Annotated in this window: 22 protein-coding genes; 11 read left to right on the top strand and 11 right to left on the bottom strand. The window is 47.0% G+C overall.

Annotated elements, in window-relative coordinates; translation table 11 throughout:
- The 4 genes from BCT27_RS25280 to BCT27_RS25265 form a co-directional block, all read right to left on the bottom strand.
- Complete coding sequence (locus BCT27_RS25280) at positions 1-1,035, bottom strand: efflux RND transporter periplasmic adaptor subunit (RefSeq protein WP_102390081.1); 1,035 nt, start codon at positions 1,033-1,035, stop codon at positions 1-3.
- Between the two features lie 373 nt (positions 1,036-1,408).
- Positions 1,409-4,738, bottom strand: a complete 3,330-nt coding sequence (locus BCT27_RS25275; protein WP_102397150.1) for an ATP-binding protein — start codon at positions 4,736-4,738, stop codon at positions 1,409-1,411.
- 19 nt (positions 4,739-4,757) lie between these two features.
- A complete protein-coding gene (locus tag BCT27_RS25270; RefSeq protein WP_102390083.1) occupies positions 4,758-5,966 on the bottom strand; it encodes an EAL and HDOD domain-containing protein in 1,209 nt (402 codons plus the stop codon).
- A 195-nt stretch (positions 5,967-6,161) separates the two neighbouring features.
- On the bottom strand, positions 6,162-7,043 hold the full coding sequence (locus BCT27_RS25265) for a PhzF family phenazine biosynthesis protein (protein WP_102319449.1): 882 nt from the start codon (positions 7,041-7,043) through the stop codon (positions 6,162-6,164).
- Between the two features lie 267 nt (positions 7,044-7,310).
- Between BCT27_RS25265 and BCT27_RS25260 the strand changes: the two genes are divergently transcribed.
- A complete protein-coding gene (locus BCT27_RS25260) occupies positions 7,311-7,484 on the top strand; it encodes a restriction endonuclease subunit S domain-containing protein (protein WP_198597632.1) in 174 nt (57 codons plus the stop codon).
- A 114-nt stretch (positions 7,485-7,598) separates the two neighbouring features.
- Here the strand turns inward: BCT27_RS25260 and BCT27_RS25255 are convergent, their stop codons facing one another.
- The 4 genes from BCT27_RS25255 to phhA are packed head-to-tail and all read right to left on the bottom strand — an operon-like array spanning position 7,599 to position 11,699.
- A complete protein-coding gene (locus tag BCT27_RS25255) occupies positions 7,599-10,364 on the bottom strand; it encodes a M16 family metallopeptidase (RefSeq protein WP_102397148.1) in 2,766 nt (921 codons plus the stop codon).
- Between the two features lie 29 nt (positions 10,365-10,393).
- Complete coding sequence (locus BCT27_RS25540; RefSeq protein WP_157939255.1) at positions 10,394-10,543, bottom strand: hypothetical protein; 150 nt, start codon at positions 10,541-10,543, stop codon at positions 10,394-10,396.
- Between the two features lie 14 nt (positions 10,544-10,557).
- Complete coding sequence (locus BCT27_RS25250; protein WP_102397147.1) at positions 10,558-10,896, bottom strand: 4a-hydroxytetrahydrobiopterin dehydratase; 339 nt, start codon at positions 10,894-10,896, stop codon at positions 10,558-10,560.
- Positions 10,897-10,907: 11 nt separating this feature from the next.
- Positions 10,908-11,699: a phenylalanine 4-monooxygenase gene (gene phhA / locus BCT27_RS25245; protein ID WP_102397146.1), complete on the bottom strand. Its 792-nt coding sequence runs from the start codon at positions 11,697-11,699 to the stop codon at positions 10,908-10,910.
- Positions 11,700-12,001: 302 nt separating this feature from the next.
- On the opposite strand from phhA, the gene BCT27_RS25240 reads away from it, so the two are divergent.
- The 9 genes from BCT27_RS25240 to ylqF all read left to right on the top strand — a co-directional run bounded on the left by BCT27_RS25240 (position 12,002) and on the right by ylqF (position 23,456).
- Positions 12,002-12,832, top strand: a complete 831-nt coding sequence (locus BCT27_RS25240; protein ID WP_102397145.1) for an EAL domain-containing protein — start codon at positions 12,002-12,004, stop codon at positions 12,830-12,832.
- A gap of 559 nt (positions 12,833-13,391) precedes the next feature.
- Positions 13,392-14,057 (top strand): response regulator transcription factor, encoded by a 666-nt coding sequence (locus BCT27_RS25235; RefSeq protein WP_102390394.1) that lies wholly within the window; start codon positions 13,392-13,394, stop codon positions 14,055-14,057.
- Positions 14,058-14,059: 2 nt separating this feature from the next.
- The gene (locus tag BCT27_RS25230; protein WP_102397144.1) at positions 14,060-15,520 is read left to right on the top strand and encodes a sensor histidine kinase; all 1,461 of its coding nucleotides are present in this window, start codon (positions 14,060-14,062) and stop codon (positions 15,518-15,520) included.
- Entirely contained in the window at positions 15,517-16,599 is a 1,083-nt protein-coding gene (locus BCT27_RS25225; RefSeq protein ID WP_102397143.1) for an ABC transporter substrate-binding protein, read from the top strand. Before BCT27_RS25230 ends, BCT27_RS25225 begins: the two co-directional genes overlap by 4 nt.
- Positions 16,600-16,686: 87 nt before the next feature.
- Positions 16,687-17,751, top strand: coding sequence for a 4-oxalomesaconate tautomerase (locus tag BCT27_RS25220; RefSeq protein ID WP_102397142.1), 1,065 nt, complete (start codon positions 16,687-16,689; stop codon positions 17,749-17,751).
- Between the two features lie 431 nt (positions 17,752-18,182).
- Complete coding sequence (locus BCT27_RS25215) at positions 18,183-19,310, top strand: Bug family tripartite tricarboxylate transporter substrate binding protein (RefSeq protein ID WP_102390398.1); 1,128 nt, start codon at positions 18,183-18,185, stop codon at positions 19,308-19,310.
- A gap of 71 nt (positions 19,311-19,381) precedes the next feature.
- The gene (locus BCT27_RS25210) at positions 19,382-21,379 is read left to right on the top strand and encodes a tripartite tricarboxylate transporter permease (RefSeq protein WP_102390399.1); all 1,998 of its coding nucleotides are present in this window, start codon (positions 19,382-19,384) and stop codon (positions 21,377-21,379) included.
- Positions 21,380-21,391: 12 nt separating this feature from the next.
- Positions 21,392-22,261: a universal stress protein gene (locus BCT27_RS25205; RefSeq protein ID WP_102319442.1), complete on the top strand. Its 870-nt coding sequence runs from the start codon at positions 21,392-21,394 to the stop codon at positions 22,259-22,261.
- Positions 22,262-22,511: 250 nt separating this feature from the next.
- Positions 22,512-23,456 carry a ribosome biogenesis GTPase YlqF gene (ylqF, locus tag BCT27_RS25200; protein WP_017012416.1) on the top strand — a complete coding sequence of 315 codons (945 nt, stop codon included), beginning with the start codon at positions 22,512-22,514 and terminating at the stop codon, positions 23,454-23,456.
- Between the two features lie 76 nt (positions 23,457-23,532).
- Here the strand turns inward: ylqF and BCT27_RS25195 are convergent, their stop codons facing one another.
- The 3 genes from BCT27_RS25195 to BCT27_RS25185 all read right to left on the bottom strand — a co-directional run bounded on the left by BCT27_RS25195 (position 23,533) and on the right by BCT27_RS25185 (position 25,056).
- The gene (locus BCT27_RS25195) at positions 23,533-23,973 is read right to left on the bottom strand and encodes a hypothetical protein (RefSeq protein WP_102259792.1); all 441 of its coding nucleotides are present in this window, start codon (positions 23,971-23,973) and stop codon (positions 23,533-23,535) included.
- 174 nt (positions 23,974-24,147) lie between these two features.
- The gene (locus BCT27_RS25190) at positions 24,148-24,612 is read right to left on the bottom strand and encodes an OsmC family protein (protein WP_102390401.1); all 465 of its coding nucleotides are present in this window, start codon (positions 24,610-24,612) and stop codon (positions 24,148-24,150) included.
- An 81-nt stretch (positions 24,613-24,693) separates the two neighbouring features.
- Positions 24,694-25,056 carry a RidA family protein gene (locus BCT27_RS25185; RefSeq protein WP_017017332.1) on the bottom strand — a complete coding sequence of 121 codons (363 nt, stop codon included), beginning with the start codon at positions 25,054-25,056 and terminating at the stop codon, positions 24,694-24,696.
- Between the two features lie 380 nt (positions 25,057-25,436).
- On the opposite strand from BCT27_RS25185, the gene BCT27_RS25180 reads away from it, so the two are divergent.
- The gene (locus BCT27_RS25180) at positions 25,437-26,003 is read left to right on the top strand and encodes a YceI family protein (protein WP_102319439.1); all 567 of its coding nucleotides are present in this window, start codon (positions 25,437-25,439) and stop codon (positions 26,001-26,003) included.
- The last annotated feature ends 14 nt before the right edge of the window (positions 26,004-26,017 follow it).

Below are 26,017 nucleotides of genomic sequence, written 5' to 3'. Positions count from 1 at the left end.
TTACAACCCTCGTTCCTTGACCCACGGATAAACCACCATGCCTTCATCAAGGCTGTTGATTCCGTTTATAACAATCGTATCGCCACTTTCCAGCCCGCCGACCAGCTTGTTATTTTCTAAAGACACTGACACTTTCGACACTTTGCCATCCTCACCCACTCGCCACACCAAGGTGCTGTCACCATCGTTTTCAATGGCTGTGTCGGGAATAATATTCTGGCTTGCACCTGGCAAGGTCGCCGTCACTTGCGCGGCCATGCCCGGTAACACGTTCACATTGTCGGGACGAGGCAATGTCACTGTAATGCGATAAGACGCCGTGGTGGTATCCGCTTCGGTATCGACTTCTTTTAACGTTGCAGGAAAGCTGCTGCCCGGGTAAGTATCAAAAGAAATCAACGGTTGGTGGCTCTGCAGTTCAGATTCTGAATTGAAATATTGGAAAAGACGCTCTGGAAGTTGAAAGCTCACGTTAATCACATCCTTCGTTTGGATATGCATGACGGGTTCCATCGCACCAACGAATTCATTGCGCTCTTTCACTCTCAGTGAAATCGTACCGCTATACGGTGCCTTCAGTGTGGTGTAATCAAAGTTAGACTGTGCAAGATCTAACCCAGCTTTGGCTTCACTCAAGCTCGATTTGGCGCTATCAAAGTCTTGCTCTGAAATAACATTGGTTTTCTTCAACTTAACCGCACGGTCATATTGCACCTTAGAGAGACGATAACTTGCCTTCGCTTTCGCAAGCAGCAACCCGTATTCATCTTTGTCTAACTCTGCAAGCACATCACCTGCCACCACATCTATGCCTGCAAGCGCGGGCATGTCTGTAATTTCACCCGATACTCGAAACGCAAGCACGGCCTGATCATCCGCTTCCACGGTGCCAGAAAAAGTGCGGTTTATGTCGCCATCTCCAATGGAGACGGTCATCATTTTGGCAGGTCTTGCTTCGGGTTCTGGTACGGGGGGCTCTTCACTGCATGCGATGAGTGATAACGAAATAAACGCTATCGTAAGCGTTCGTTGCATTTGGACTCTCCTTTTCGCGAAATATTGGTCCTATGCGCAAACATCAGAAAATGATCGAATTCAAACCTTTTCAATCTATTCAATTCCAAGTGAATCATTTACGCATGTCATTCACGGTATAAATTTGATTATTAAAACTATGTCATTCCTGCCAACTACACCAACATTCCGTACACAAATGAAGAATATTCGTTAACCCAGCTTGACGATCTGTCAATCATTCCGAGAAATGAGAAAATATGATTGAGAAAAATAGAGGCGCATCAACATTGCAACAGAGAAAGTAACAACCAGAGAAACAGGAAACCGGCGAGCGACTCGCCAATGAGACGAGACAGAGTAGAACGTTGCGATTAAAAATTAGACGGCACTGCTAAACAGCGCCGAGCGCTTCCACTTCACGAATGATGGCTTTAGCGTTTTGATTAAGTAAAGGAAGATACGCGCGTAACGCATCAATATCATCGGATGGGTATTTTTCTATTTCTAGGCAGAGCGTAGACAATTCAGACGCACCAATCATTGCAGCGGCACCTTTCATGCGGTGCGCAATTTTTCTTACACTGGTGAAGTCTTCGTCGTTCAGTGCCACCTCAAACGCATCGATGTCATTCAGTTGCGTCTTAACGTACTTACCCAGAATGCGTTGAATCATTTCTTCGCTATCGCCTATCTGGTCGCGAATTTGCTCGAGATTAATTTTTGATTCGCCAGCAACCACTTCTTCGTCTTGCTCAATCGAAGCAATGTCCGCCTGTGGCACAAACTTATTTTCAAATTCGGTGAGATTAATGTCGATACCCACAAAATCAGGTTGGATCTCACGTTGAATCTTTTCATTTGGTACATACAGGAGCATTAAATTTACCAATTGATCCTTGGTAAACGGCTTGGCCAAATGCGCATTCATGCCCGCCGCCAAACAACGTTCAGCATCACCAGACAACGCATTCGCGGTCACAGCAATGATAGGCGTTTCACGGTCGAACTTTCTAATGAGCTGCGTGGCTTCAAAGCCGTCCATTTCTGGCATTTGGCAATCCATAAGAATGAGGTCATACGGATCCGCTTTGTGTTTGTCCAATGCGACGCGGCCGTTATCAGCCAACGTGGAATTGCACCCTAAACTTTGCAACACTAAAACCATCAAATCTTGGTTAACCAAATGGTCTTCGGCAATCAGCACGTTCAAACCATCAAAACGCACCACACCGTCTTTCGCCCCATTCTCTTCAAACGTGGGCATTTCGGTATCGGCACACAGCACGTGATAAAGCACTTCAGGGCTGATTGGGTTAATCAAACACGGCATGCCTTGGCCCTCAACCATGCCATCGTGACTGATCAAAATAGACGTGGACGCAGCGCTGATAGCAGCATGAATTTCACCCGCAACATCCTCATCAACAAACAAAATGGCGCTACTCGCCACTGCGGTCGGCAACTCTGATTCTGGTGAATATTGCGTTACGGTTAACCCCAACTCTGTGAGGTAAGATTTGAACACCAGCATTAATTGATCGTCGCGTGTCGCAATCAGCGCGTGTTGTTCAAGGGTATCGGCAAGTGGCGGCAAGCTACTGAATAAGGTTTCAGGGTGGTTTTCCAGCCCTTTGAGGGGCACATCAACCGTGAACGTGGTGCCCAGCGCATCACGACTAGAAACGCGAATGTCACCGCCCATCAAATCAACCAATTTACGACACACTGGCAAACCTAATCCGGTGCCTTGATATGAGCGACTATAAGAACTATCAACCTGTGTGAAATTCTCGAAAATCGTATCGAGCTTGTCAGCAGGAATACCAATACCCGTGTCGATCACTTCCAACCGAAGCCAAGGTGTCTTGTCCACATCAATTTGGCTGACATGCACCATGATCGATCCTTGCTTGGTAAACTTCACCGCGTTACCGACCAGGTTTAAAATCACCTGCTTATACCGCACCTGATCAAGCATCATCCAACGCGGTAGGTTAGGTTCAATGAAGCAATGCAGGCGTAAATTCTTCTCAACGGTTTTTGCGTGAAACACCACCAGCGCTTCATGCACAAGATCAGGCAACTCACTCTCCGTTTCAATGAGTTGCATTTTTCCGGCCTCGATTTTTGTTAAATCGAGAACATCATTAATGATGTTAAGAAGCGCATTGGAAGAATGCACCAAGGTATCCACAAAGTAAGATTGTTGTTGGTTCAGCGAGGTTTCACGCAACAAATTCGACATACCCACAATGCCATTCATTGGCGTGCGAATTTCGTGGCTCATCATGGCGAGGAAATTGGTTTTGGCTTCATTCGCACGTTCAGCATCTTCTTTGGCTTTAACCATCTCACTCGAGATCAAATCATTGAGCTTTTTCTGACGCACAAAGTTAACCATGGCACTCAAGCTCGACAGTACGGGCTCTATCCATGATTGCAAATCATCGTCGTAGTTGGTTGATTCATCGAATAAACACACCACGCCGACCAGCTGATTGGAAAGGAACAACGGCATGCTCAAGGCATTGATGATCAGTTTATTGTTATTAGTAGCAAGGCCAGCAACTTGAAGACTGCGGCTACCCTTTTTGGTTTCAATAACATCAGTCACCACATTCTTCACAAAGCCTTCTGATACATAGCCATTGGCGATCAAACGGGTCTGCGACAGGATTCGATAGTTATCGGGTGCATCGCGATCAAGTTCAACAATCAGACCGTGGTTACTTTCACCGATTTTAAGCAGGATCTTGAGCACTTCTTTGAAGCTATGATGGAAATCTTCACTGGCGAGGAATTTGTCTTGAAGCGTTTTAACAGCAGAGAAAAGCTCCGCCCCTTTCGACACTTTAATCTTGTCGAGATATTGCTCAGTAATATCGCGAATGATCGCGACTTGAAGCTGCTCATCATTGACAGTGATTTTGGTTGAACGCACCTGAATGATCACTTTGTCATTCGCGCGCATCAATTCGTAATTGAGGCTTTTAGTGTTGAAGCCATACAAGGCTTGCGAAAAGTAGGCACGCGAGTCTGGCACCACCTTGGAAATAATGTCTGACAGAGAGACATCTTCATCGCTGACGTCATCCACCTCAAACAGCCGTCGCGCCGCCTCATTCAATGTGGATACACGGTGATCATCCGCCAACACCACTAAACCATCGTTGTAGCTGTGAATAATGGTGTTGAGATAATTCTTACTGGATTCGATTTCTTTAATGGCGCGGGCGTATTTCCAAATCAAGAACATGATCATCAAATCGAGCAAAAACACCTGCGCGATGCCAGATACAATTTCTGATGTCAGGGTACTTTCAATCGGTCGCGGGTCTTCATAAATGATCAATTCGCCCACGGGACGCGGTTTATCAAGCTCACTGTAGATTAGCGGGTACACATGGAGTTTAAACTCGTTGTCTACCCTGCCATCCTTTGGTGACGTGATATGACGAAAGTTGTCATCTTTGGCCACAACTTCAATGCGATACACAAAGCGTGAAGCAGACTCACTTTCAATGTCTTTGATGACGGTTTCAAAATCAAAATTCCACAATTGGTTCGGCAATCGATAAGACAAACGCATCGCAATGGACGACAGTTCATTATCAAGTTCACCGTACAAACGATCATGTGTTTTGTAATAGTTAAACATTCCAAACAGGCTGAGAATCAGCGTTCCGCTGACGATCAGCACGACTGCTAGTTTGGTTCGCATTGTTACCGTCATATTCGTATTAAACCTGCATACTGGCGGTTATATCTGCTGTGCTGATTCGGGCTGCTTCAAAGTCCTTCAACACGGCTTTATCACTGAGTTTTAACTGGTTGCACCAATGAACTAATCCATTCCAGTTTGCCTGGTCTATGTCGTGGCTCATTTGCAATAGATGTCCGTAGATCCCTTCTTTGTTTACCAAAGCGCGTTTAACGTCGTTAGAGAGATCAAGCTGAGCCACAATATCAGCCATAGGTTTACTTAACATGACATCGAGCAAAGAGAACGCCCCTACAATAAACGCCTCATCGGCATTAAAGGCTTTGTCTTCGATAGACAGCATGGAGTAAAACGTTGCCCGTGACAGTGCCGCATTCTGAAGTTGTGCGGCATGCTGATGATTCAGGTTAGACATAATTAACAAAGATACCAAGCGCCTAAGTGCCTGAACCCCCAAATAAACAACAGCTTGTCGAGGATTTGAGATTTTGCTTGTCTTGGTTTTCGCTAAAATGTTTGCGCTGGCAATCACCTTGTAAAGCAGAGACACATCTTTCGAAATGACTTTGGCTAAGGTATCGATGTCATCAGGGTTTTTATTGATGATGATGCAAATATCGAGCAAAGACATCACGGATGGCGCCACGTCTTCTGAACGGACAATCTGAGGTTTTTCGAAGAAGTAGCCTTGGAATAATGCAAAACCATATGATTGCGCAGCTTCAAGCTCTTCTTGTTTTTCCACCTTTCGGGCAAGGAATACCTGTTGCGGATACTGAGAAATCGTATATTCCCAATCAGCAGGGTTGGCTCGCTCCATGCTGATGCTTAAAATGTCGATGAGTTCTAAGTAGTTTCGCCATTCATTATTGATGACCTTGCCATCCATAAGAATGCGATACCCTTCTGTGCGATAGGCTCGCAACTTACTCACGAGTTCAGCGGTTGGTGAACACTCGTCAGTGATCGCAATGATCAAATGCTGGCTCGGCATAGAAAGCGGAATTTCATCAAGCAGCGAAGATTCCCCAAAGCTCACGATGTAGCGTGTTAGTTTTTGCTTAGCATTACTCGCAAGGAAATTCGCACTGAGGATCCGCGATGTGGCCGTGTCTTCATCAATGGAAGGAAACTTGTTTTCTAACCCCTCTCGGAAAAGCAACTCGCTTCCCCAATGTTGTAATTCGTTGTCAAAGATTGGTTGACATGAAAAAAAAATCTCAGCCACGCTTTCTCTATCCCGTTAGTAAGACACCCTTTAAAGTTAGACCAAAGTTGATTTTTTTCCTTCTTTTTCCGTTAAATAGCGCCATTTCTGGAGAGAGTTAAAATTCTACCTGTAAAGAAATTACCCATAAAAAAAGGAAGCAAATTAGCTTCCTTTTTTAAGATTCAATCAGTTACCGACATTTATACGGTTTAATTATGCAAGTTCTTCTATTCGAAATGGAATCCGCTGAGGTTTGTCACTAAAGCCACCCACAGTGACATTTTCAATGATTTCTTCATCACCATCAACTTGCGCCCACAAAAGCGATCGTTTATTTAAAATCTCGCCCTGTTCGAACAGATAACGGTATTTACCACCTTGATAGCGATGTAAGTAGGACGCTAGCGCCCCTGCTGCGCTGCCTGTTGCTGATTCTTCATCAATACCTACCGCAGGTGCAAAATTTCGGCATCGCGCTGAAATATCAGACTCGGTCGGCGTGATAGCAAACACATGAATTGCTATTGTGTTAGACGCTAGGTTAAACGCCTCAATGGCATCCAAATCTGGCTTGATCTTATTCAGTAATGCTTCATCAATCAGCGGCACAATAATGTCTGACATACCCGTTGATACCGCCTGAACAGGCAAACCTGTCGCAAGAATGTCTTCGCTATGAATACCGAGTAAAGGGGCTATCTCTTCGGGTGTAAACTCAGCGCCAAACGTTGGCAGAGCTTGTCCCATGGTGACACGACCATCGGCTTCAATCTCAATGCTCAGCACACCCGCTTTGGTTTCTTGGAAATAATGACCCGCCGCTATTTTTTCAGTTTTAAACAACGTAGAGAAAGTGGCGACGGTGGCATGTCCACAAAAGTCGACCTCTTCAGTTGGGGTAAAGAAGCGAACGCGAAAATCCGCCTTTTTCGATGAAAGAACGAACGCGGTTTCTGAATGACCGAGCTCTGCAGCAATCGTCTGCATTTGAGCAGCGTCTAACGACTGGGCATTTAGAACAACACCTGCGGGGTTTCCGCCCTGGTTATCAGCGACGAATGCGTTGACTACGTAGACTTCAATTACATCTGTCATAAATACCTTCCTTTGTTTTTTCTTATTTTCAGCTCGCCAACTGTCTTTTGTTACAGTGTTACAAAAAAATGAAAAACACAAGAAATTGAATGAAAACCGCGTCTCTACGTGTGCTCTAGCCCCTTTTCAACGCATTGAAGAGCCCGAATTTGTTTGCGTTTCGACAACTAAATACGTGTTAACCATCCTTCTCGGTGTCTCTTTGCTTGATAGCAGTCAGACTTTTTCCTTAAAATGGGCGTCACATTGAAATTGGGTCTTATAGCTATGATCGATTTAGAAAACATGATGAAAGATGCGCCTGAGCGCGAACCTGACCTTCCTTTGCCTTCGATGGAAGAACAAAAACGCATTGCTGCAGAATTGAAAGCGCTCGAAGAAAAAGGCGACTTGACGCCTGAAGTTCTTGAAAAATACTTCGGCGGTAAGAAAACGCACTAAGTGTGCCTTGCTAACCTGCTTTGATAAAACGCGCCCTCGGCGCGTTTTCTGTTTTGGTTGATCGCCATAGTTGCGGCTGAATCACAACGGCGACAGCACATACAAGAACACGTCTTACTTCGTCGATATAGCGTCTGGGGCAGGCCTCAGAATATTCTCAAACTGCGTATTCGCTGCAAAAATAGATGCTGCTAATGCGTTCAATTTTTCCACGTCGATGCGCTTAACCACATCTTCCGGAGCCAGCAAACCTTCCACTCCATACCCCCAAGTATCATAACGGGCAAGCGCACCAATCAATTGGTGACTGTCTCGGGTCATGCTGTTTATCTCACGGCTTAACTGAACGCCGGCATTGTTCCTCTCCTGCTGTGAAACTGGGCGCATCAATTCGGCTTGTATAGCAGGCCATCGCTTTTGCAACTCTTCTTCTCGCTCAGGATCAATTAACGCGGTAAACATCGCGACGAGTACTTTCTCTCCGTCCCAAGTCCACGCAGAAAAATACGGGTCGTAGTCAAACCCAAAACGCTCTCGCATAATGGCGTTATATCGCGCCTGAATGACCCTATTGAGCATGTCTTCTGCAAAAAATTGCTCCACATCTCGCCTTTTAACCTTCAACACAAAGATCTTCTCAATGTAGGTGCGGTATTCCGGTGAAGTGGCCAACACCACGCGACCGCCTTTCTTATGCAATACAGCAGGAGAGATTTTCGATGGAGGCCTTTGCGTTGATAAGCTTCCCAGATAAGTCCCCGTTAGGTGCTGTATCACGCTCGGCGGCAAATCCGATGCAACATAGACGTTCATGTTACCGAGGTCAGCGAAAAGTCGCTGATAAACAGCAACCACATCGTTAAAGGTTAACTGCTCATAGTCTTCAAGGTTGAGCCGAGATTCGAAGGAATCATCGGGATACATAAGCTGCAAAGACGCGCGTTCAAACTCATCATACGGTGAAGATTTCACACTGTTTAATCGGGCAAGCAACCGCGATTTCTCTCGATAGAATGCCTGTTCGTCAGGCGCAATATGTCCAATCAGGAATCGAAGCGCATTCAATGACTCTGCCAAGGTATCGCTGCTAGTAGATAACGCAATGTTATGGACGTTGGTATACACAGAAGGGACGATGGAAGCACTGAGGCCATCGACATAGTGATAGAAATCATTGAGATCAATGTCATCAACACTGCCTCGACGATAGGTTTCGTACAACATGTTAACCGCAGCGCGTTCTCGGCGCGTTAGCGATGACAAACCGCCCTTCGCCTGCAACACAACGTGGCTATACCCCGTTCCATCATCCATCTGATAGAAAGTGGTCGGCACGCCATTGGGTAGCATCCATTGATATAGATCGCGTGAGACTACCTTAGGAGGCAAATCCGGACTGACTACAGGGGTTGGTTGCGGTATTTGAACCTGTTTATATTCGATCGTCACATCTTCGCCCGCTTGCGCAACAGCGTCAAAGAAATCACGCTTGAGCGCATCGGCGCTCGCCAATGACTCACCTCTGCCATAAGCAATGGTGAGCGACATGGTGGATGGGGATAACAGTTCGCGTAAACGTGCATTAATGTCTTCACGCAACAGCTCATTGAGAAAGCGTTGAAAGTTGTCGTGTTCTTCAAAGGCATCTTGTGGCAAGCGATTGATATATAGATTGGATACGGCGTTTTCAGCATTATCAATAGACGAATAGCTGTCCATTGAAAAATCGATGTTCTGATATTGTTCAAACAAAAGCTGGAACTCACTCTCGCCAATGCCTATATCCCTCAGCGAGGCGAAATCTCGCGCAACCGCATCCACCACATCGTCTCGGGTTTGTTGGTTATGATCGACGGTGAATTCATACACATTCCAACCAGGCACAAACGATACATTGCTATAAACGCCATTATTATTGATAGCACGTCGGTCTAGTTGTTCTTCGAGTCGCAATTGAATCGCATCTGTCACCATCCAATCAAGCCAACGCGAACGCTGTTCTTTCAGCGTGCTGGCAGGCGTGTACTGTCCTTCTTTGATGTTCACAACAATCGCAGGTGACTGCCCTTGCTGACCAAATACTGTCAGAGGAAACTGAAACCCTTCTTGCGCATCGGGCAAAGCGTGGCGTTCGGGGATGTTGCTTTCAGTCGGCAACGACGCAAAATCTTGATGGATCACCTGCTGCAACGCCAATGCATTCATGTCACCCACAACCACCAATTGCATCCGATTCGCGCTGTACCATTTTTTATAAAAACGGCTGAGCGATGTTGCATTTGCCTGTGTTAACGTTTGCTCAGTGCCGATAGGGTCTCTATCTACATAAGGCGTATCGTTCAGCACATCGTCATACACTTGAAGCTGCCATGACGATTGGGCTTTGTTGTCCAACCGCCATTCGCCGAAGATCACCGCAATTTCGTCCTTCACCCCTTTTTCACTCAACGAAATGCCGTCACCAATGTCCCTGAACCAACGCAGCGCTTCATCAAGCTTCTCATCATCGGGCAACGACAGTTGATACACTGTCCGCCCGTAATCCGTCACAGCATTGATGTCTGGACCGAATTGCACACCCACGGCTGCAAATTCTTTGAATACAGAATTGTTCGGAAAATGTGTCGTGCCATTAAACGCCATGTGCTCGATAAAATGCGCATAGCCACGTTCATTTTCACGCTCGTTAAGGCTTCCGACATTGACGATAAGGCGCAACTCTACGTCTTGCCCTTCAATGGGATACAGGTGGTAGCGAAAACCATTGGGTAAAGTTTCAGAAATCCAATGCTGGTCGGTTGTTAACGGTGGTGAAATGGAAAGAGACGAGCAACCAACCAGTAGCAAAACCATCAATAAAGAGGGAATGCGAAAGCGCATGGCGTTTCCTAAATAAATTCTTCTGTGCATTAAGACATAGGCAAGGCAGGAATAATTGCAACGGCAAACGCCTGATTACGTGTAAAAACCGGTGCTTTAGGTAGCAAATACGAAAAACGGGCGATAGACGTCGCCCGTTTTCTGGTGTCGATTCTTACCACGTTGCTCACTGCTTTCATTCAAGGTCACTGAACTATCGCGGCAATGCATCTGTTTTCGCGGCACAAATAAAATCGTTCTTGTGCAGCCCTTTGATTTTATGCGTCCACCAGGTTACAGACACTTTCCCCCACTCCAACAATATGGCGGGATGATGCCCTTCCGCCTCAGCCAGTGTTGCTACTTCGTTCGAAAACGCCCACGCCAGTTTGAAGTTTTTAAATGTGAATTCGCGGCGTAGCTGGTCGATACCGTCAACCGTGATCAATTCCCAATCAGGAATACTGACTTGTAGTGCCGAGGCTTCATCTTGCTCAACACGAGGAGCATCTGCTCGGCAAGCTTCACATTGCAATTCATGTAAATTTGTCATGGTTTCCTTCCCTATTGCGCCATTTTGACGGGATGTAATGGTGAATGTAGACCCAAAGCCATGGCTTGATGCACACGGGCCATTAAATCCATATGCGTAAAGCTAAACAATGTTTCGAGATCGCTGAGATAAAAATAGATGGGTTGCAAAATATCGATACGATAAGGTGTTCTCATCACATCTACGATGTCGAGCGGTTTGTAGATTGCTTGCTCACTGGAAAAGGCATAGTCCGTTTCTGCGGGTGACGACAAAATCCCTCCTCCATAAATGGAGCGTTGCCCTTTGTGTTGAATCAAACCGAACTCCACCGTGAACCAATAAAGCCGTGCTAAATACACCCGCTCTTCTTTACTCGCCGTCGCACCTAAACGCCCGTACGTTTGCGTAAATGCGGCAAACGCGGGATTGGTTAACATCGCGCAGTGCCCAAACACCTCGTGGAAGAAGTCTGGCTCTTGCAGGTAATCCATGTCTTTCTCCGTGCGCAAAAACGTCGCGACGGGAAATTTTTTTTCAGACAGCAAAGTAAAGAAACGGTCGAAATCAATCAACGCCGGTACAGGCTCGAGCTGCCAACCTGTGGTATCCCCCAACACCGTATTGATGTCAGCGATTTGTGGCGCATGATGATGAGGAAGATCTAACAGATTTAGACCATCAAAATATGCGCTGCATGCTTTGTCTTTGATACAGCCAAGCTGACGAGAAACCAAGTGTTCCCAAACGCCGTTTTCTTCAACACTCCAATGTATCTTCCCGAATGCATCGAGGGGTTTTGACGCGTATTGACGTGTTTTCATTTCACGCCTCCCAAGAGTTTCCGTGCCTAAATCTACGATAGACAGCCACGTTACATTCGTCAGAAAAACGGCGAGGATACGGTATGAAACAGTGTAAGTTTTTATTTACGAATCAGTAAACATCGGGGAACTTGCGATTTTCTCATGTCAATTTACCGTTTCATGCTTTCAAGATAAGTTGTCCATTATTGAGACAATCGTGGCAGGAGATCACAATAATTCGATATCGAAATGAATGTTGTTTTTGCAAATCGATTCTTTAACGTAAGATTCTTTGCAGCGATTTTAGAGGTAGGAAATCCGTGGTAAAGCACCTAAGGACAAGAAGTGATTTTGAAAAGTGTCTGAGAGCCGGAAACAACGGCGATCTCATTGCTATTTTCAATGGGTTTCATCTTCGCAGCGTTTACCAGCCCATTTTTCGTAGAGACAATTCTATCCTCGGTTTTGAAGCGCTTGTTCGAGTCCAAGACGAACAAGGCAACAACCTTTGTCCCGCAGAACTCTTTCGCTACCTTTTACCCACCGATGAAGCATTTTCCGACCAAATTAGCGTCGATAAGCTCGCCCGCGTTATTCATCTAAGAAACTTCGCAAGACACGCAGGACAGCATTGGATTTTCCTCAATATGCTACCTTCATCGGCCGTTGCCTCCATCGAAAAATTTTCCAGCCAACAGTTGATGGTTGAACGTCTCGCTGAACTCGCTATCCCTCGCGCTCACGTCGTGCTTGAGGTCGTTGAACATCTACACGATGACAGCAAACGCCTCTCTTTTGCCACGCACCAGTCTGTCGAAAATGGGTTCAAAATTGCCATTGATGACTATGGCGTGGGTGGATCGCAAGAAGAACGTGTCCGCCAGATGAGCCCAAGCATCATGAAGATCGATCGCTCACTACTGAGAAGCTACATTGAAGGCGATCAAGACCAGATACACCGCGCAATTGCCCTCGCTAAAGAAGTCAACGCGCAAGTGTTGGTAGAAGGTGTAGAAGACAAGCAAGAATACGATGCGATGTTGGCACTTGAAATTGATTACTTTCAAGGATTCTACCTAGGTATGCCGAAATCCATTAACGAGTATTTCCCAGCGAATACCGTTGGCGTTAGTTGTCCTAGTAGTGCCTGAGTCTTTTCGCTCCCATCACACCGCGCGCTCTGAATAAGCATTGACCAATACGTCTTAGCACCTCAAGCATTATACCCAAACAACCTGAAGATGGCGGATTCAGCGAGGTTTACTGACGTTATGATCTAGGCGTCCCTTTGCCGATGTAGTGATCTCAATCAAAAAGGGACAACACCGAGCATGGCGTCAGTAAACTCGCCCGAAGGGAGGCCCTCAGTGCGTCCACTTCATCGCTAAATTCCTGTGAAATAGAATGACTATTCCTACAAGAATTTGCCTTGAACTGAACGCACTGATGGCCTCTGAAATCGAGCATCTTCAGGTTGTTTGGGTATATGTTCATTTGAATGCCGACGTCCTAGGTTTTCCTTTCTCCTTTTTTTGACGGCTAGCCTGTCTCCTTTCTCTAGCATCCCTGTATAGACGTCGCTACCAAGCGAACGTTTCCACTATTTTAAACTTGAGAAACGTGCGCAGCGCACACAACAAACCATTGTAATTAACCATTTAGAAACCAATACTTAACATTCAACTTTCTACTATCCGAGTCGGTAATACGGTGCGAGTACTCATTGTTGAAGATGACAGATTGATCAGTGAAGCGCTTGAACAACGGTTTTCCAAGCAAGGTCATGCTGTGGATTGCGCGTATGATGGCGATGTGGCGTATGCCATGGTTAATCAAACAGAATTCGACCTTATTATTCTTGATCTCAACCTTCCGCATAAATCCGGCGAGCAGATAACCAAGAAAATCCGTCGCGCCTCTGACTGCCCTATTTTGATTTTGACCGCGAGAACCGAGGTGCAAGATCGCATCTCTTTGTTGGATTTAGGGGCGGACGACTACATCACTAAACCCTTTGATTTAGGCGAGCTGGAAGCAAGGTGTCGCGCCATTGTGCGTCGTCGACAAGGCTCCGACCAAAATAACCTGCAGTTTGGAGACATCGAATTCGACCCAGCGAGTTGCAAGGTCTTCGTGAAAGGACATGAAGTGGTTCTGAAACAACGAGAACTGCGCCTTTTAGAGATTTTTCTCGGCCACACAAACCGCGTGATGAGCAAAGAAGAATTGATCGATCACCTTTACGGCTTCGATGACACGCCCAACCTCAATGCGATAGAAACCTATGTCGGTCGCCTGCGTAAAGCACTCGCAGGCAGCGACGTGGAAATAAAAACCCTTCGTGGCTTAGGTTACGTCATCGACAAAACGGCATAGCCATGTCTTCATTTTTGTCTCGATTTCCCCGCCTTCCCTTTAGTGGTGAATACTGGTCCAGCAAAAGCCTTCGCTTTCAATTGCTGACATCGGCCTTCGCCCTTTTGTTTGCGATCAGTGTTATCACGCTCTGGGCAGCCAACCGCTACGCGCACCACACCGCACAACTGTCTTACGATCGCTCACTCAGCGGCTCCGCCGTGCAAATTCTTGATAACGTCCGTTACGTGAACCTCAATTGGAACGTTGATATACCGATTTCTTCGTTTAAGGTTCTCGCACAATCTCCACGGGATCGGGTGTTGTACTTGGTTGTCACGGAAGATCTGTTCGTGGTCACGGGGTATCGCGAACTGTTAACCCATGACATTGTTCGAACACGCGTCGAAAACCACCAGCCCTCATTGGAACCAAAAGCCGATTTCTTTGACGTGCACTACTCAGGCGACGCCTTTCGCTTCACCATCATCAGTAACTCTGTCAACACCCCCAATGGGTTGAAAGACGTGATGGTCTTAGTAGGTCAAACCCTTGAATCACGTTTAACCTTGGAAAAGGAAATCACCTTCCAAGCGCAAAATCTGGTGGGATTGGTGATCCTCAGTGCGATGTTTCTCGTCTTGCTCTCCACGTGGAAAATCATTCGTCCGATTCGGAGCATCAACCGAAAAATAGCCAAACGTTCGACTGTCGACCTCACGCCCATTAGTTTGCAAGGCCCGCTGGAAGTCGATCACCTCATCACGACCATCAACCGATTTATGGCACAGCTGGATACCACACTGCGTAATTTAAAGAACTTCACGGGTGAAGCGGCACACCAATTGAAAACGCCCTTATCAGGATTGAAAGCGCAAGCTGAACTTGCCATCAATTCGAACCAAGATCCTGAAACAGAGCGCTATTTAGAAAACGTACTCCACGCTTGCAACCATTTAGACCGCACCATCACCCAGCTGCTTAACCAAGCCACGATCACCCATCGTCACCGAAGCATGATGCCCGCGCGCATTGACCTCAACCAACACGTTAAACAAGTGTGCCGAGACCTAGCGATTCATGCCTTGTCCCAGAAGGTTGAGCTCAGTTATGAAGAATCCATGCACATTTACGTTGATGGCGATGACTACGCACTAACGCAGATGCTGCTCAACCTGATTGAAAACGCCATCAAGTACAGCCCAGAAAACAGCACCATTGATATTCTCATCCATCAAGATGTCGGGAATGCGGTGCTGACTATTCGAGACCACGGCCAAGGGATTGATGAAAAAGACAAGCCCCATGTGTTTGAGCGGTTCTACCGAAGCCCGAATAACACCAGCCAAGGGACAGGGCTTGGCATGGCCATCGCGTTGGAGGTCGCCAACAATTTTAATGCCGCATTGTCTTTAGAAGACACAGACCCTTCAGGGCTGACGGTAAATGTCGCTTTCCCTTACGGACATTGGAGCCACCAATGAAGGATTATTCCATCACGTTCAAACGGGCTTTCTTTGCATCTTGCGTAACGGTGCTTTCGTTGTGGGGATTGCCGTCTTTGGCGAAAGACAGTGACCAAACGACGCTTCGTATTTATGCAGCGGCCTATTTGTCAGAAATGCAGCCTTTGCTTGATGATTTTCAGCAGCAATATCCGAGCATCACGCTCGAATACAAAGCCATCAGCAGTAACACTTTAGATCGCTACATACGCAGCCAAGCGTCGCCCCAGCCCGACATCACGATTAGCTCCGTGATGGATTTGCAGTTCCGGCTCGTTAACGATGGGTTTGCACTGCAATACGCCCCGCCTACTGGGCGTCTGCCTAACCAAATTAACCATTTGCCTTCATGGGCGGTTTGGCGAGAAGAGCTATACGGCTTCAGCTATGAGCCAGCGGTAATAGTGCTGAACAAAGCGTTTATGGAAGGGAAAGTCGTCCCCAAAAATCGCGTCGAACTGCTGAGCTTTATTCGTCGTTACAGCTCAGAACTCACCGGAAAGATCGGCACCTTTGATATTCGAGAAGTGGGCATTGGGTATCTGTTGTGGTCATTTGAGCGGATTCAAGCCACAAACTACGGTCAGATTTTGGAGCTTTTCAAAAGCTACTATGCGCGCACCTTTCCAAGCTCTGCTTCCATGTTAACGGCGCTGCATGATGAAGAGATTTTGCTGGCGTATAACATCATGGGTTCGTATGCCAAATCGTGGGAAGAGAAGTATCAAGATGTCATCATAGTGGCAGCAGAAGACTACACGCCCGTGGTGATTCGCTCCGCCTTCATCAACAAAACAACCCAAAATCCCAAGGCAGCGAAACAGTTCCTAAGCTATTTGGTCTCCAACCGCGGACAACGCTTAATGTCGGAGCAAACCAACATGCCGCCTATCCGTTTAGATATAAACAGTCCCAAATCGGCAAATTTTATGCGTAAAGTCTTGGTTGACCAGCTAAAACCCATCCCCCTCGATGTCACTCTGCTGGTCAATTCAGACCAAAATAAACGCGAGATTGTCATTACTGAATGGGAAAACGCGTTAAAGGAATTTGAATAATCGACCCTCCCGCTCACCGATGACAGCTTGCTGACAGTTTCATTTTTTAACCTTTGGCCATAGGTAACACGGCAAAGGAGTTGAAACATGGAACGATCAACCAGCATTCCTTGCATGCTGATCCGCGGTGGCACATCCAAGGGGGCGTATTTCCTCGCCAGCGATCTTCCCCAAGATGAAAAGCAGCGCAATGACCTTCTGATTAACGTGATGGGTTCAGGCGACCCACAACAAATCAACGGCATTGGCGGTGGAACAACGCTCACCAGTAAAGTCGCCATTGTCTCTGCAAGCGCAGCGGAAAATGTGGACTTGGATTACCTCTTTGCACAGGTTGGCGTTGAAGACAAAACCGTAGATACCAACCCTTCTTGCGGCAACATTCTTTCTGGTGTGGTGGTGTTTGCACACGAGAAAAACCTGATCGCCCTTTCCTCACCGGAAACCACGGTTAGAGTACGAAACATCAACACCAATACCATCATCGAAGTCACCGCACAGACGCCAAATGGCCGCGTTGAACTTGATGGCGACATTAAAATAGATGGTGTGCCTGAAACAGGGTCGCCGATTCTTTTGAATTTCTTGAATGTTGGTGGCGCAAAAACCGGCAAATTGTTCCCTACAGGTCATGTCAAAGACGTGATTCAAGGCGTTGAGGTCAGCTGCATTGATGCCTCTGTGCCTATGGTGCATATCGCGGCCGCTTCCCTTGGGAAAACAGGCCACGAAACCAAAACAGCATTGGATGCCGATTCAGCGTTTCTCAAAACATTGGAAGCGATTCGCCTTGAAGCGGGTGTTCGGATGGGCATGGGCGATGTCAGTAACAGTGTCATCCCAAAAGTCTCCTTGCTTTCGTCCCCTGCCAATGGCGGCAACATTACCTCTCGTTACTTTGTTCCGCATAACTGCCACGCGAGCCATGCTGTGACTGGTGCTATCTGCGTTGCTATCGCCAGTTTTTTGCCGGGTACGATCGCAGCAGATGCGGTGAGAGAGGTGCAAAGCAACACGGTGGACATTGAACATCCAAGCGGAAAAATTCAAGTGAGTGTGGTCATTGAAGCGGGCGAAAGTGAGCCTCAAATCAAGCAAGCCGCACTCGTACGCACTGCCCGTCCTCTATTCAAAGGGGATGCGTACTACTGATTCATTACAAACAGCCATACCAGTACCCAAGCAACTGAATACCTATAATAAAAATCCAATAGCAAAAGAAAAACCGTGATGTAAACACGGGATCACACTGCCAACAACAAGAGCAGTCTAGTAAGAAGCCTTGTTCCAACAGAAACAACGGTTAAATGAGAATACCCATAACAAAAGCAACATGAAGCTCAATAATTTGCCATTCAATGTGAATGGCTTTTTTTTGCCTCATTTTTAGATTCCTACCCGTTACACCACGTTTTAATCGCCTTCGTTTCTCGTTGGGAAATAGATCTATGTAACATTTTTGTTATCAGAATGTTTGATGTCAGCTTGGTGACAGGTTCGAAATCTAATGTCGAAAATGAACACAATAAATACGACATAGTTAGCCTCGCAATTGCGTGGTATCGAATGGAAACGAGGGTGAAATGATGTTTATTCACAAACAAATGAATCAAGCCAAGACACGCAAGAACATGTCTTTAAAAGCGGCACTGCTATCCATGAGTGCATTGATTGCACTGCCAAGCACAGCGCTTGCGGATGATGTTTCTTTCAAAGGGAAACGTGTGGAATTCACGATCCCGTATAAAGAAGGCGGCGGCACAGACACATGGGGTCGCTTCTATGCGCCACTGCTCAGTGAAGCGTTGCCCGGCAACCCTGTTGTTGTTGTGAAAAACATTCCCGGTGGTGGCTCTACAAAAGGGGCAAACCAGTTTGCGCGCAAAGCGCGAGACAACGGGCTGAACATCTTCGCAAGCTCGGCATCTACTCAATATCCTTACCTGCTTAAAGATGGTCGCGTTCGTTACGACTACACCCAATGGGATGTCGTTCTCGCCTCCCCAACAGGCGGTGTGGTGTACGTTTCTCCATCAACGGGCATCACTAACGTTGAAGAGCTTCTCGCCAAAAAAGGCGAGGTGAAGTTCAAATACGCAAGCCAAGGTGCAACGTCCATCGATCTCGTGCCTTTACTCGGCATGGAGCTGTTAGGTCTGGATGTTCAAGCCGTGTTTGGTATGAAGGGACGAGGCGCAGGCCGCCTTGCGTTTGAGCGTGGCGAGGTCAACATCGACTCTCAAACCAGTTCATCGTTCCTCAAGAAAGTAACGCCGTTGGTGGAAGAAGGTAAAGCGATTCCATTGTTCAGCTTTGGTGTGCTTGATAAAGACGGTAAGTTACAGCGTGACCCTAACTTCCCTGACATTCCGCACTTCGCTGAAGTCTATGAGACGTTTTATCCTAACCAAGAACCTACGCAAGGCTTCGATGTTTGGCGCTCGTTCTTTGTTGCCGGTTTCGCGGCTCAGAAAATGGTCTTCCTACCTAAATCAACACCGGAAGACATTGTGACCGCGTGGCGTGAATCTGCGACCAATCTAGTCAATGCTCCAGGTTTCAAAGAGAAATCCAACAAAGTGCTGGGCGACTACCCTCAGCTAACCGGTGAAGCGGCGCAAAAAGCCCTTCAAGCGGCGTTGCAATTGGATGAAAGCAATCTGCAATGGGTTCGTAATTGGCTCACCGAAAAATACAACACTAAGTTCTAGTTCCCCTAAAAAAGGCGCAGTCATACCTTGTCATGACTGTGCCTTTTTTCTTTTCTCAAAGGCGTTGCATCATGTTCAACGAATTACTTGAATCTCTACAGACCATTTTGAGTTTGCAGCACATCTCCTACATGTTAGGCGGTGTAGCACTCGGGCTAGCCATCGGCATTTTCCCCGGCCTCGGCGGCATTGCTGGTTTATCCCTTCTTCTCCCTTTTCTCTATGGCATGGATCCGATTTCAGCCTTGGCCATGCTCATCGGCTTGGTTGCTGTCATCCCCACGTCTGACACCTTCACCTCGGTGCTTATGGGCATCCCCGGCTCCAGTGGCTCCCAAGCCACGGTACTTGATGGCTTTCCAATGGCGAAAAAAGGCCAGGCCGCGCGCGCCTTGTCTGCCGCCTTTACATCTTCACTTTTTGGTGGCTTGTTCGGCGCAGTCATACTGACCGGATTTGTGTTGATCGCACGTCCTGTCATTTTGGCGTTTGGCTCAGGCGAACTCTTCATGCTCACGATTTTAGGTTTGAGCATGGTTGGTGCGCTGGCAGGTAATAGCTTTGTGAAAGGCTTATCTGCATGTGGATTGGGTGTTCTCCTCGGCAGTGTGGGCAGCGCCCCAGCAACGGGCGAAAACCGCATGGTGTTCGACAATTTCTACTTGATGGACGGTCTGCCACTCGTCGTCGTGGGTTTGGGCATCTTTGCTTTACCTGAAATTATCGACCTTCTCCGTCAAAACAAACCTATCGCCAATGCCAGCAAATTAGGCAGCGGTTGGATGGAAGGCATTAAAGACTTCTTGGCGAACAAGTGGCTGGCGGTTCGATGCAGTGTTATTGGCTGTATCATCGGCGCCCTCCCCGGTCTTGGCGGCAGCGTGGTGGATTGGATTGCTTACGGACACGCCGTTCAAACCACCAAAGATAAGCCAGAGTTTGGCCACGGTGATGTGCGTGGTGTTATCGCACCAGAATCATCAAACAACGCCAAAGAAGGCGGTGGGCTGGTGCCTACCTTGCTGTTCGGTATTCCCGGCTCAGGCAGCATGGCGGTATTTCTCGGCGGCATGGTATTGGTGGGCTTGGAACCGGGGCCAGCAATGGTCAGTACTGAATTAAGCGTGACCTACACCATCGTTTGGTCTTTAGCCCTTGCCAACGTGTTTGGTGCGGGTGCGTGTATGCTGATTTCCCCTTGGGTTGCCCGCTTAACCACCATTCGTTACGCCCTGCTCGCCCCGTTTATGGTAATGGTGATTTGCTTTGCCGCGTATCAAGCTACCCGCGATTTGGGTGACTTGGTCACGCTGCTGGCCATCGGCTTCCTTGGTGTGCTCATGAAGCGCTTTGATTGGCCGCGCCCTGCGTTCCTGATCGGCTTTGTACTCGCCAGCGGTATGGAGACGTATCTCTATCAAGCCGTGCAGTTTGACGGCATCGGCTTCTTGTTGCGCCCAGGCGTGATGATCATTGGTGCCATCACTATCTTCTCGCTGGTGTTTATGTATCGCCAAAGCGCGAAAAAGCGTGAAGAAGAAGCGGCAAACGATGAAGCGTCATCAAACTCGGCGGGTGCGAACTACAATCGCCGACCGCAAATCATCTTTGCTGCTTGTGTGAACATCGCGTTTTTGTACGGCATCTATGATGGCTTCCAGCAAAGTTTCCTTGGCGGTGTCTTCACCATAGTGATCAGCAGTTTGATGTGGGTGCTGTCTGCCATTGCGCTGTACCAACTGCTTCGGAATCCTTCGAATGATCCTGTGTATTTTGATTTGGAATACATACAGGGATACGCCTTTGATAAAGATGCCACCAGCATGATGCATTACCTCTACTGGTTGTCAGGCTTGATCATCGGTTGTTATTTCGTCGGCTATGTCATTTCTATCACGGTATTTTTCATCGCCTTCTTGGTGGTGAAAGCCAGTGTCAGTATGTGGCGGGCGACCTTCTTAACCACCATTGCGGTTGGTTTTCTATTGGCGCTCACTCAAGCCATGGTGCTTGATCTGCCCATCGGCCTATTACAAGAAGCCATCGCACTTCCGTGGCCCATTGGATAACTAGGAGGCACCATGACCATTCGAACCATCATCATGCCCTTTGCTTCACATGCAAATGCCAAGCAGCGCATTTCGGGCGCGCTCAGCGTCGCGCAATTCTTTGATGCGCATTTAGATGTGCTGCACGCACAGATAAATCCAAAGCAATTGCTGCCGGAAGAAAGACAGCTGATCTCTGATGAGTTTTACAAACGCATTGACCAAATTGTGGCAGATTATGTCAGTGAAGATGCAGAACCGCTCAAAGCCCTGTTTGAAGACGCGTGCCAGCGTCTTCACATCTCCACCCAAACACGTATTCCTCGCTATGCCACATCTCAGCCTGAAACCACGGCAATGTGGCAAGATGTATACGGGTTTCGTGGCGAAGTGGTGGCGGAGAAGGGAAAATTGTCAGACATGACGATCATCCCGCAGGCGAAACGGGGAAAGTCTAGCGTCAGTTTCGAAGCGGCGATCCTGCATAGCGGTAAACCTGTGTTGATCATGCCAAGAACCCAAGATGTTTTTGCGCCTAAACACGCAACCATTGCTTGGAATGGCGACACACAGGCCGCCAAAGCCGTCACAGCAGCAATGCCACTTTTGCGTAAGGTAGACACTGTCACCATTGCGACCAGCGAACGTTCCGTCAATAACAAACCCACGCAAAGTGAGCTTCAAGACTACCTCGCCATGCACGGGATTCAGAGTGAGAGTAAGGTTTTTGGTGCAAGTCGACTTCGCGCACCTCAAGCGTTGCTTGAACAGGCCGCCGCGCTAAATAGCGATGTGATTGTGTGTGGGGCTTACTCGCACCAACGTATCCATCAGCAAATGTTCGGTGATTTCACGAAGAGCTTGCTGAAACGTTCGACCATCCCTTTATTTATGATGAGCTAACGCCGCGTTATACACACATAAACTGGAGAAACACATAGAGGGAGGCATGCGCGAAACGCAGTGCGATGTACTCCCTCTTATTTTACACGTAGATCGCCCACTCTATGTCCAACAACGCCCCCTTCCAACGCTAACGTTTTCCGTTGCATACAATTAAATGCTAGAATCGCCGCCATCATTTTCGCGTTCGACACGGTGGCATGTCCCCTTTCGACGGCGATAGACAAGTATTCAAAAGGCAATCATTCCAATGATTAACAACTCGATTCAGTGGTTCCCGGGCCACATGCACAAAGCACGCAAAGAAATTGAAGAAGTCGTTCCTAAGATCGATGTCATCATTGAAGTGCTAGATGCCCGTATTCCGTTTAGTAGTGAAAACCCGCTTATTCGCCATATCCGTAAAGATAAGCCGGTGATCAAAGTACTCAACAAACGTGACCTTGCGGATCCTGAGATGACTGCCCTTTGGCTTGAACACCTTGAAAAAGAACAGGGTGTAAAAGCGATGGCAATCACCACTGAGCAAATCAGTGAAGTCAATAAAATCATGGATCTTTGCCGTAAGCTTGCGCCGCACCGCGAAGAAATGGGCAAACACATTCGCACCATGATCATGGGTATTCCGAATGTGGGTAAATCCACCATTATCAATACCCTAGCGGGTCGTGTTGTAGCAAAAACCGGTAACCAACCTGCGGTTACGCGTCAACAGCAACGTATTAACCTGCAAAACGGTGTTGTACTGTCTGATACCCCCGGGATTTTGTGGCCAAAAGTAGAAAACCCACACAGTGGTTTCCGTTTGGCGGCAACTGGTGCAATCAAAGACACAGCAATGGAATACGATGAAGTTGCTTTCTATACCGTTGAGTACTTGGCGAAAGCCTATCCTGACTTGCTGAAAAGTCGCTACAACATTGAAGAATTGCCAGAGAGCGATGTGGAATTGATGGAAGCGATCGGCGAGAAACGCGGTTGTTTGCGTGCTGGCGGTCGTATTGATTTGCATAAAGCGTCTGAGATTTTAATCAACGACCTTCGCAACGGCGCATTGGGCTTAATCACCCTTGAGCACCCTGACATGATTGATAGCGAGCTTGTGGCCGTTGAAGAAGCTGCTGTTCGCAAAGCGGAAGAAAAAGCGAAAACGAAAGAAGAGCGCCGTAAACGCTACCTTCGCAACAAACGATAATTCGCGAAAAACCCTATAATGATAAAGCCCAGCAATCGCTGGGCTTTTTTGTCTCTGTCACATGCAATGTCAACGTTTATGAAACGTCTGCAAGTGTCCAAGCGCACACATCAGTGTCAGAAAAACGTTCTAACTTCACGAGTGAACATCGACGCAATTTCGCATGTGATAGAAACTCAGGCAGCTGAGCAACAAACGTCTCGTTGCACGTCATGTAGAGACGTTTCTTGGTTTCAACCGCCATGTCGATCAGCTTAACAAGATCAGGGGGAGTAAGAAGGTGGGCATCGTCGACGCCGATAAACGGGCAGTCCCTTTCAGAGATGTCCGTCCATTCTTCATCGGTGATCCTAGTATCGCCGCCGCAATAGGCAATCTTTGCTTTAGAAACGTCCAATGTAAAAGGCTGCCCTTCATATTGTTCGTATAGAAACTTCGTTTTCTCTGTTCGATTGGGACCCACGATCAAAGTGATATCGTGGAGGGTCAGTTGTTCTGCAACTTTGTACCAGAGCATGATTTCCCTATATGCAACTGAATGTTAGCGAGTGAAGCTCATCCTAATGGCGGTTTGCGAGCATGTCCAACTTTATCCAATACCAATACCCAAATATCCATACCTTAAAGCGCAAGAATTGAGCGTAATGAGAGGATCTACCTTCTGCACCTTGAAGTGATTTAGGCATAGAGGTCAATCATTCGGCTCAATGGAAATCTGGGTGTTTACCGAATTCGCAATGAAGCAGTGCTTGTGCGCTAGTTTATGCATTTTATTGATCATGGCCGACGATGGTGTGTTATCTCCGAAAAAGCAGATTTTTGGTTTTAGGACAACATCCGTAACAGCAGTGCGTCCTTGTGCATTCTTACCCAAAGTACCGATAGCCACATCTTGGTAGCTTTCCACCACAAATCGCTGTTTCTCAGCCACAGTCAAAAACGTCATCATATGACAGCTCGCAATCGCGGCAATAAAGGCTTCTTCAGGATCGATCGCCGCATCTTGGGATCGTAGAGGCATAACAAAAGGTGATGGCGAAGCATCCACCGTGATACCACCATCAAATGTCCATTGATGTACAAGCGATACCGCGTTGTTTGCGACATCAACTTGGCCGCTATGATTCCATTGAACCAAGACACTGTGCGTTGTCATCCATGACCCATTTATGTGTTGTGTAACGTTAAAACAGGATATAAAAACACCTTGCTAGTACAAGGCGTTTTTCACAAGAACTTATTGGTAGTCTTCACCCGCAGCGGCAACAAATGCCATTTCAACCAAGTACTTTGGATTGGCCAGTTCGACTTTCACACAAGCGCGGCTTGGTGCTGTGCCTTCGTCAAACCACGCATCCCAAACACCGTTTAGCGCATCGAGGTTTGCAAAATCTGTGACGTAAATGGTAACGGAAAGAATGCGTGATTTATCGCTACCTACACTTGCCAACATTTCTTCAGCTTGTTCGAAGATTTGGGCTGTCTGTCCTTTAACGTCTGCATCAAGATCGCTTTCAGGCACTTCGACGAAATGTGCGATGCCATTAAATACAGTAACGTCAGACCAACGAGCAGTTGGGTTAATTCGATGGATTTTCATGCAGTTAACACCTAAGTAAATGTTGGGGGATCATAGCAGAGCTTTACGGGCAATGAGAACACCTCAAAGACGAGATTTGTTGCCTTCCACACGCTTTCCATGCACTACGCTAAATCTCTACGTATACACACCGCACGTTCCTATCAGCATCGTATTTAAAACGTCCAAATTACACGCTGAGCAAGCACCTTGATATTGCTTTGGAACATGAAAAATCACACCGATAATGAGCAACCAGTTTCACTTGAATCATTTTTAAAACAAACTATAAATAAATGATTCAATCGAAAATTCCAAACTGAATCATCGATTAATATCACTATACAGCGAGTGGAATATAAAGAATCATATTTAAACAATGTCGATTATAGGTATATAAAATGAAAGTAATCTCTTCTCTTATCTCTGTTGCTCTTCTTACTTTATCTTTTCAAGCCAGTGCTGCCGATCAATACAAAGTAGACAGTGAAAATTCCACCATCAACTTTGCAACGATTAAAAAGCAATATGTCGTTGAACCAGCAGAGCTCACCAATGTGAGTGGCATGCTAAATGAAGACGGTAGCTTTTCCGTGAAGGCGGCACTATCGAGCATTAACACGGGTATTTCGATTCGCAATACCCGTCTCAATGAGATTTTCTTCCAATCGGGCAGCAACCCTGATGTTTCTATCTCTGGCAACGTATCACTCGATGGCGTCGAAGGTGCAAACAAGTCCATTCCAGTAAACGTTACCCTAAATGGCAACAGCAAAGAACTCACGGTACCTGTGACTGTATTAAAAAATGATGACCAAATCATTGCTTACACTGTAAAGCCTCTGATTGTCAAAGCATCGGATTTTGGCATTCCTGTTGAGAACTTGAATAAATTATCTGAAACCGTCGGTGGCATTCCACTGTCAGATACTGTGCCTGTCAGCTTCGTATTAGTTTTTAATAAATAATCACAACACGCTGT

This window comes from Enterovibrio norvegicus (genome assembly GCF_002876705.1).
Classification (GTDB): domain Bacteria; phylum Pseudomonadota; class Gammaproteobacteria; order Enterobacterales; family Vibrionaceae; genus Enterovibrio; species Enterovibrio norvegicus_B.
The sequence above is the reverse complement of the archived record's forward strand: the minus strand, read 5'-3'. Positions and strand labels throughout refer to the sequence as shown.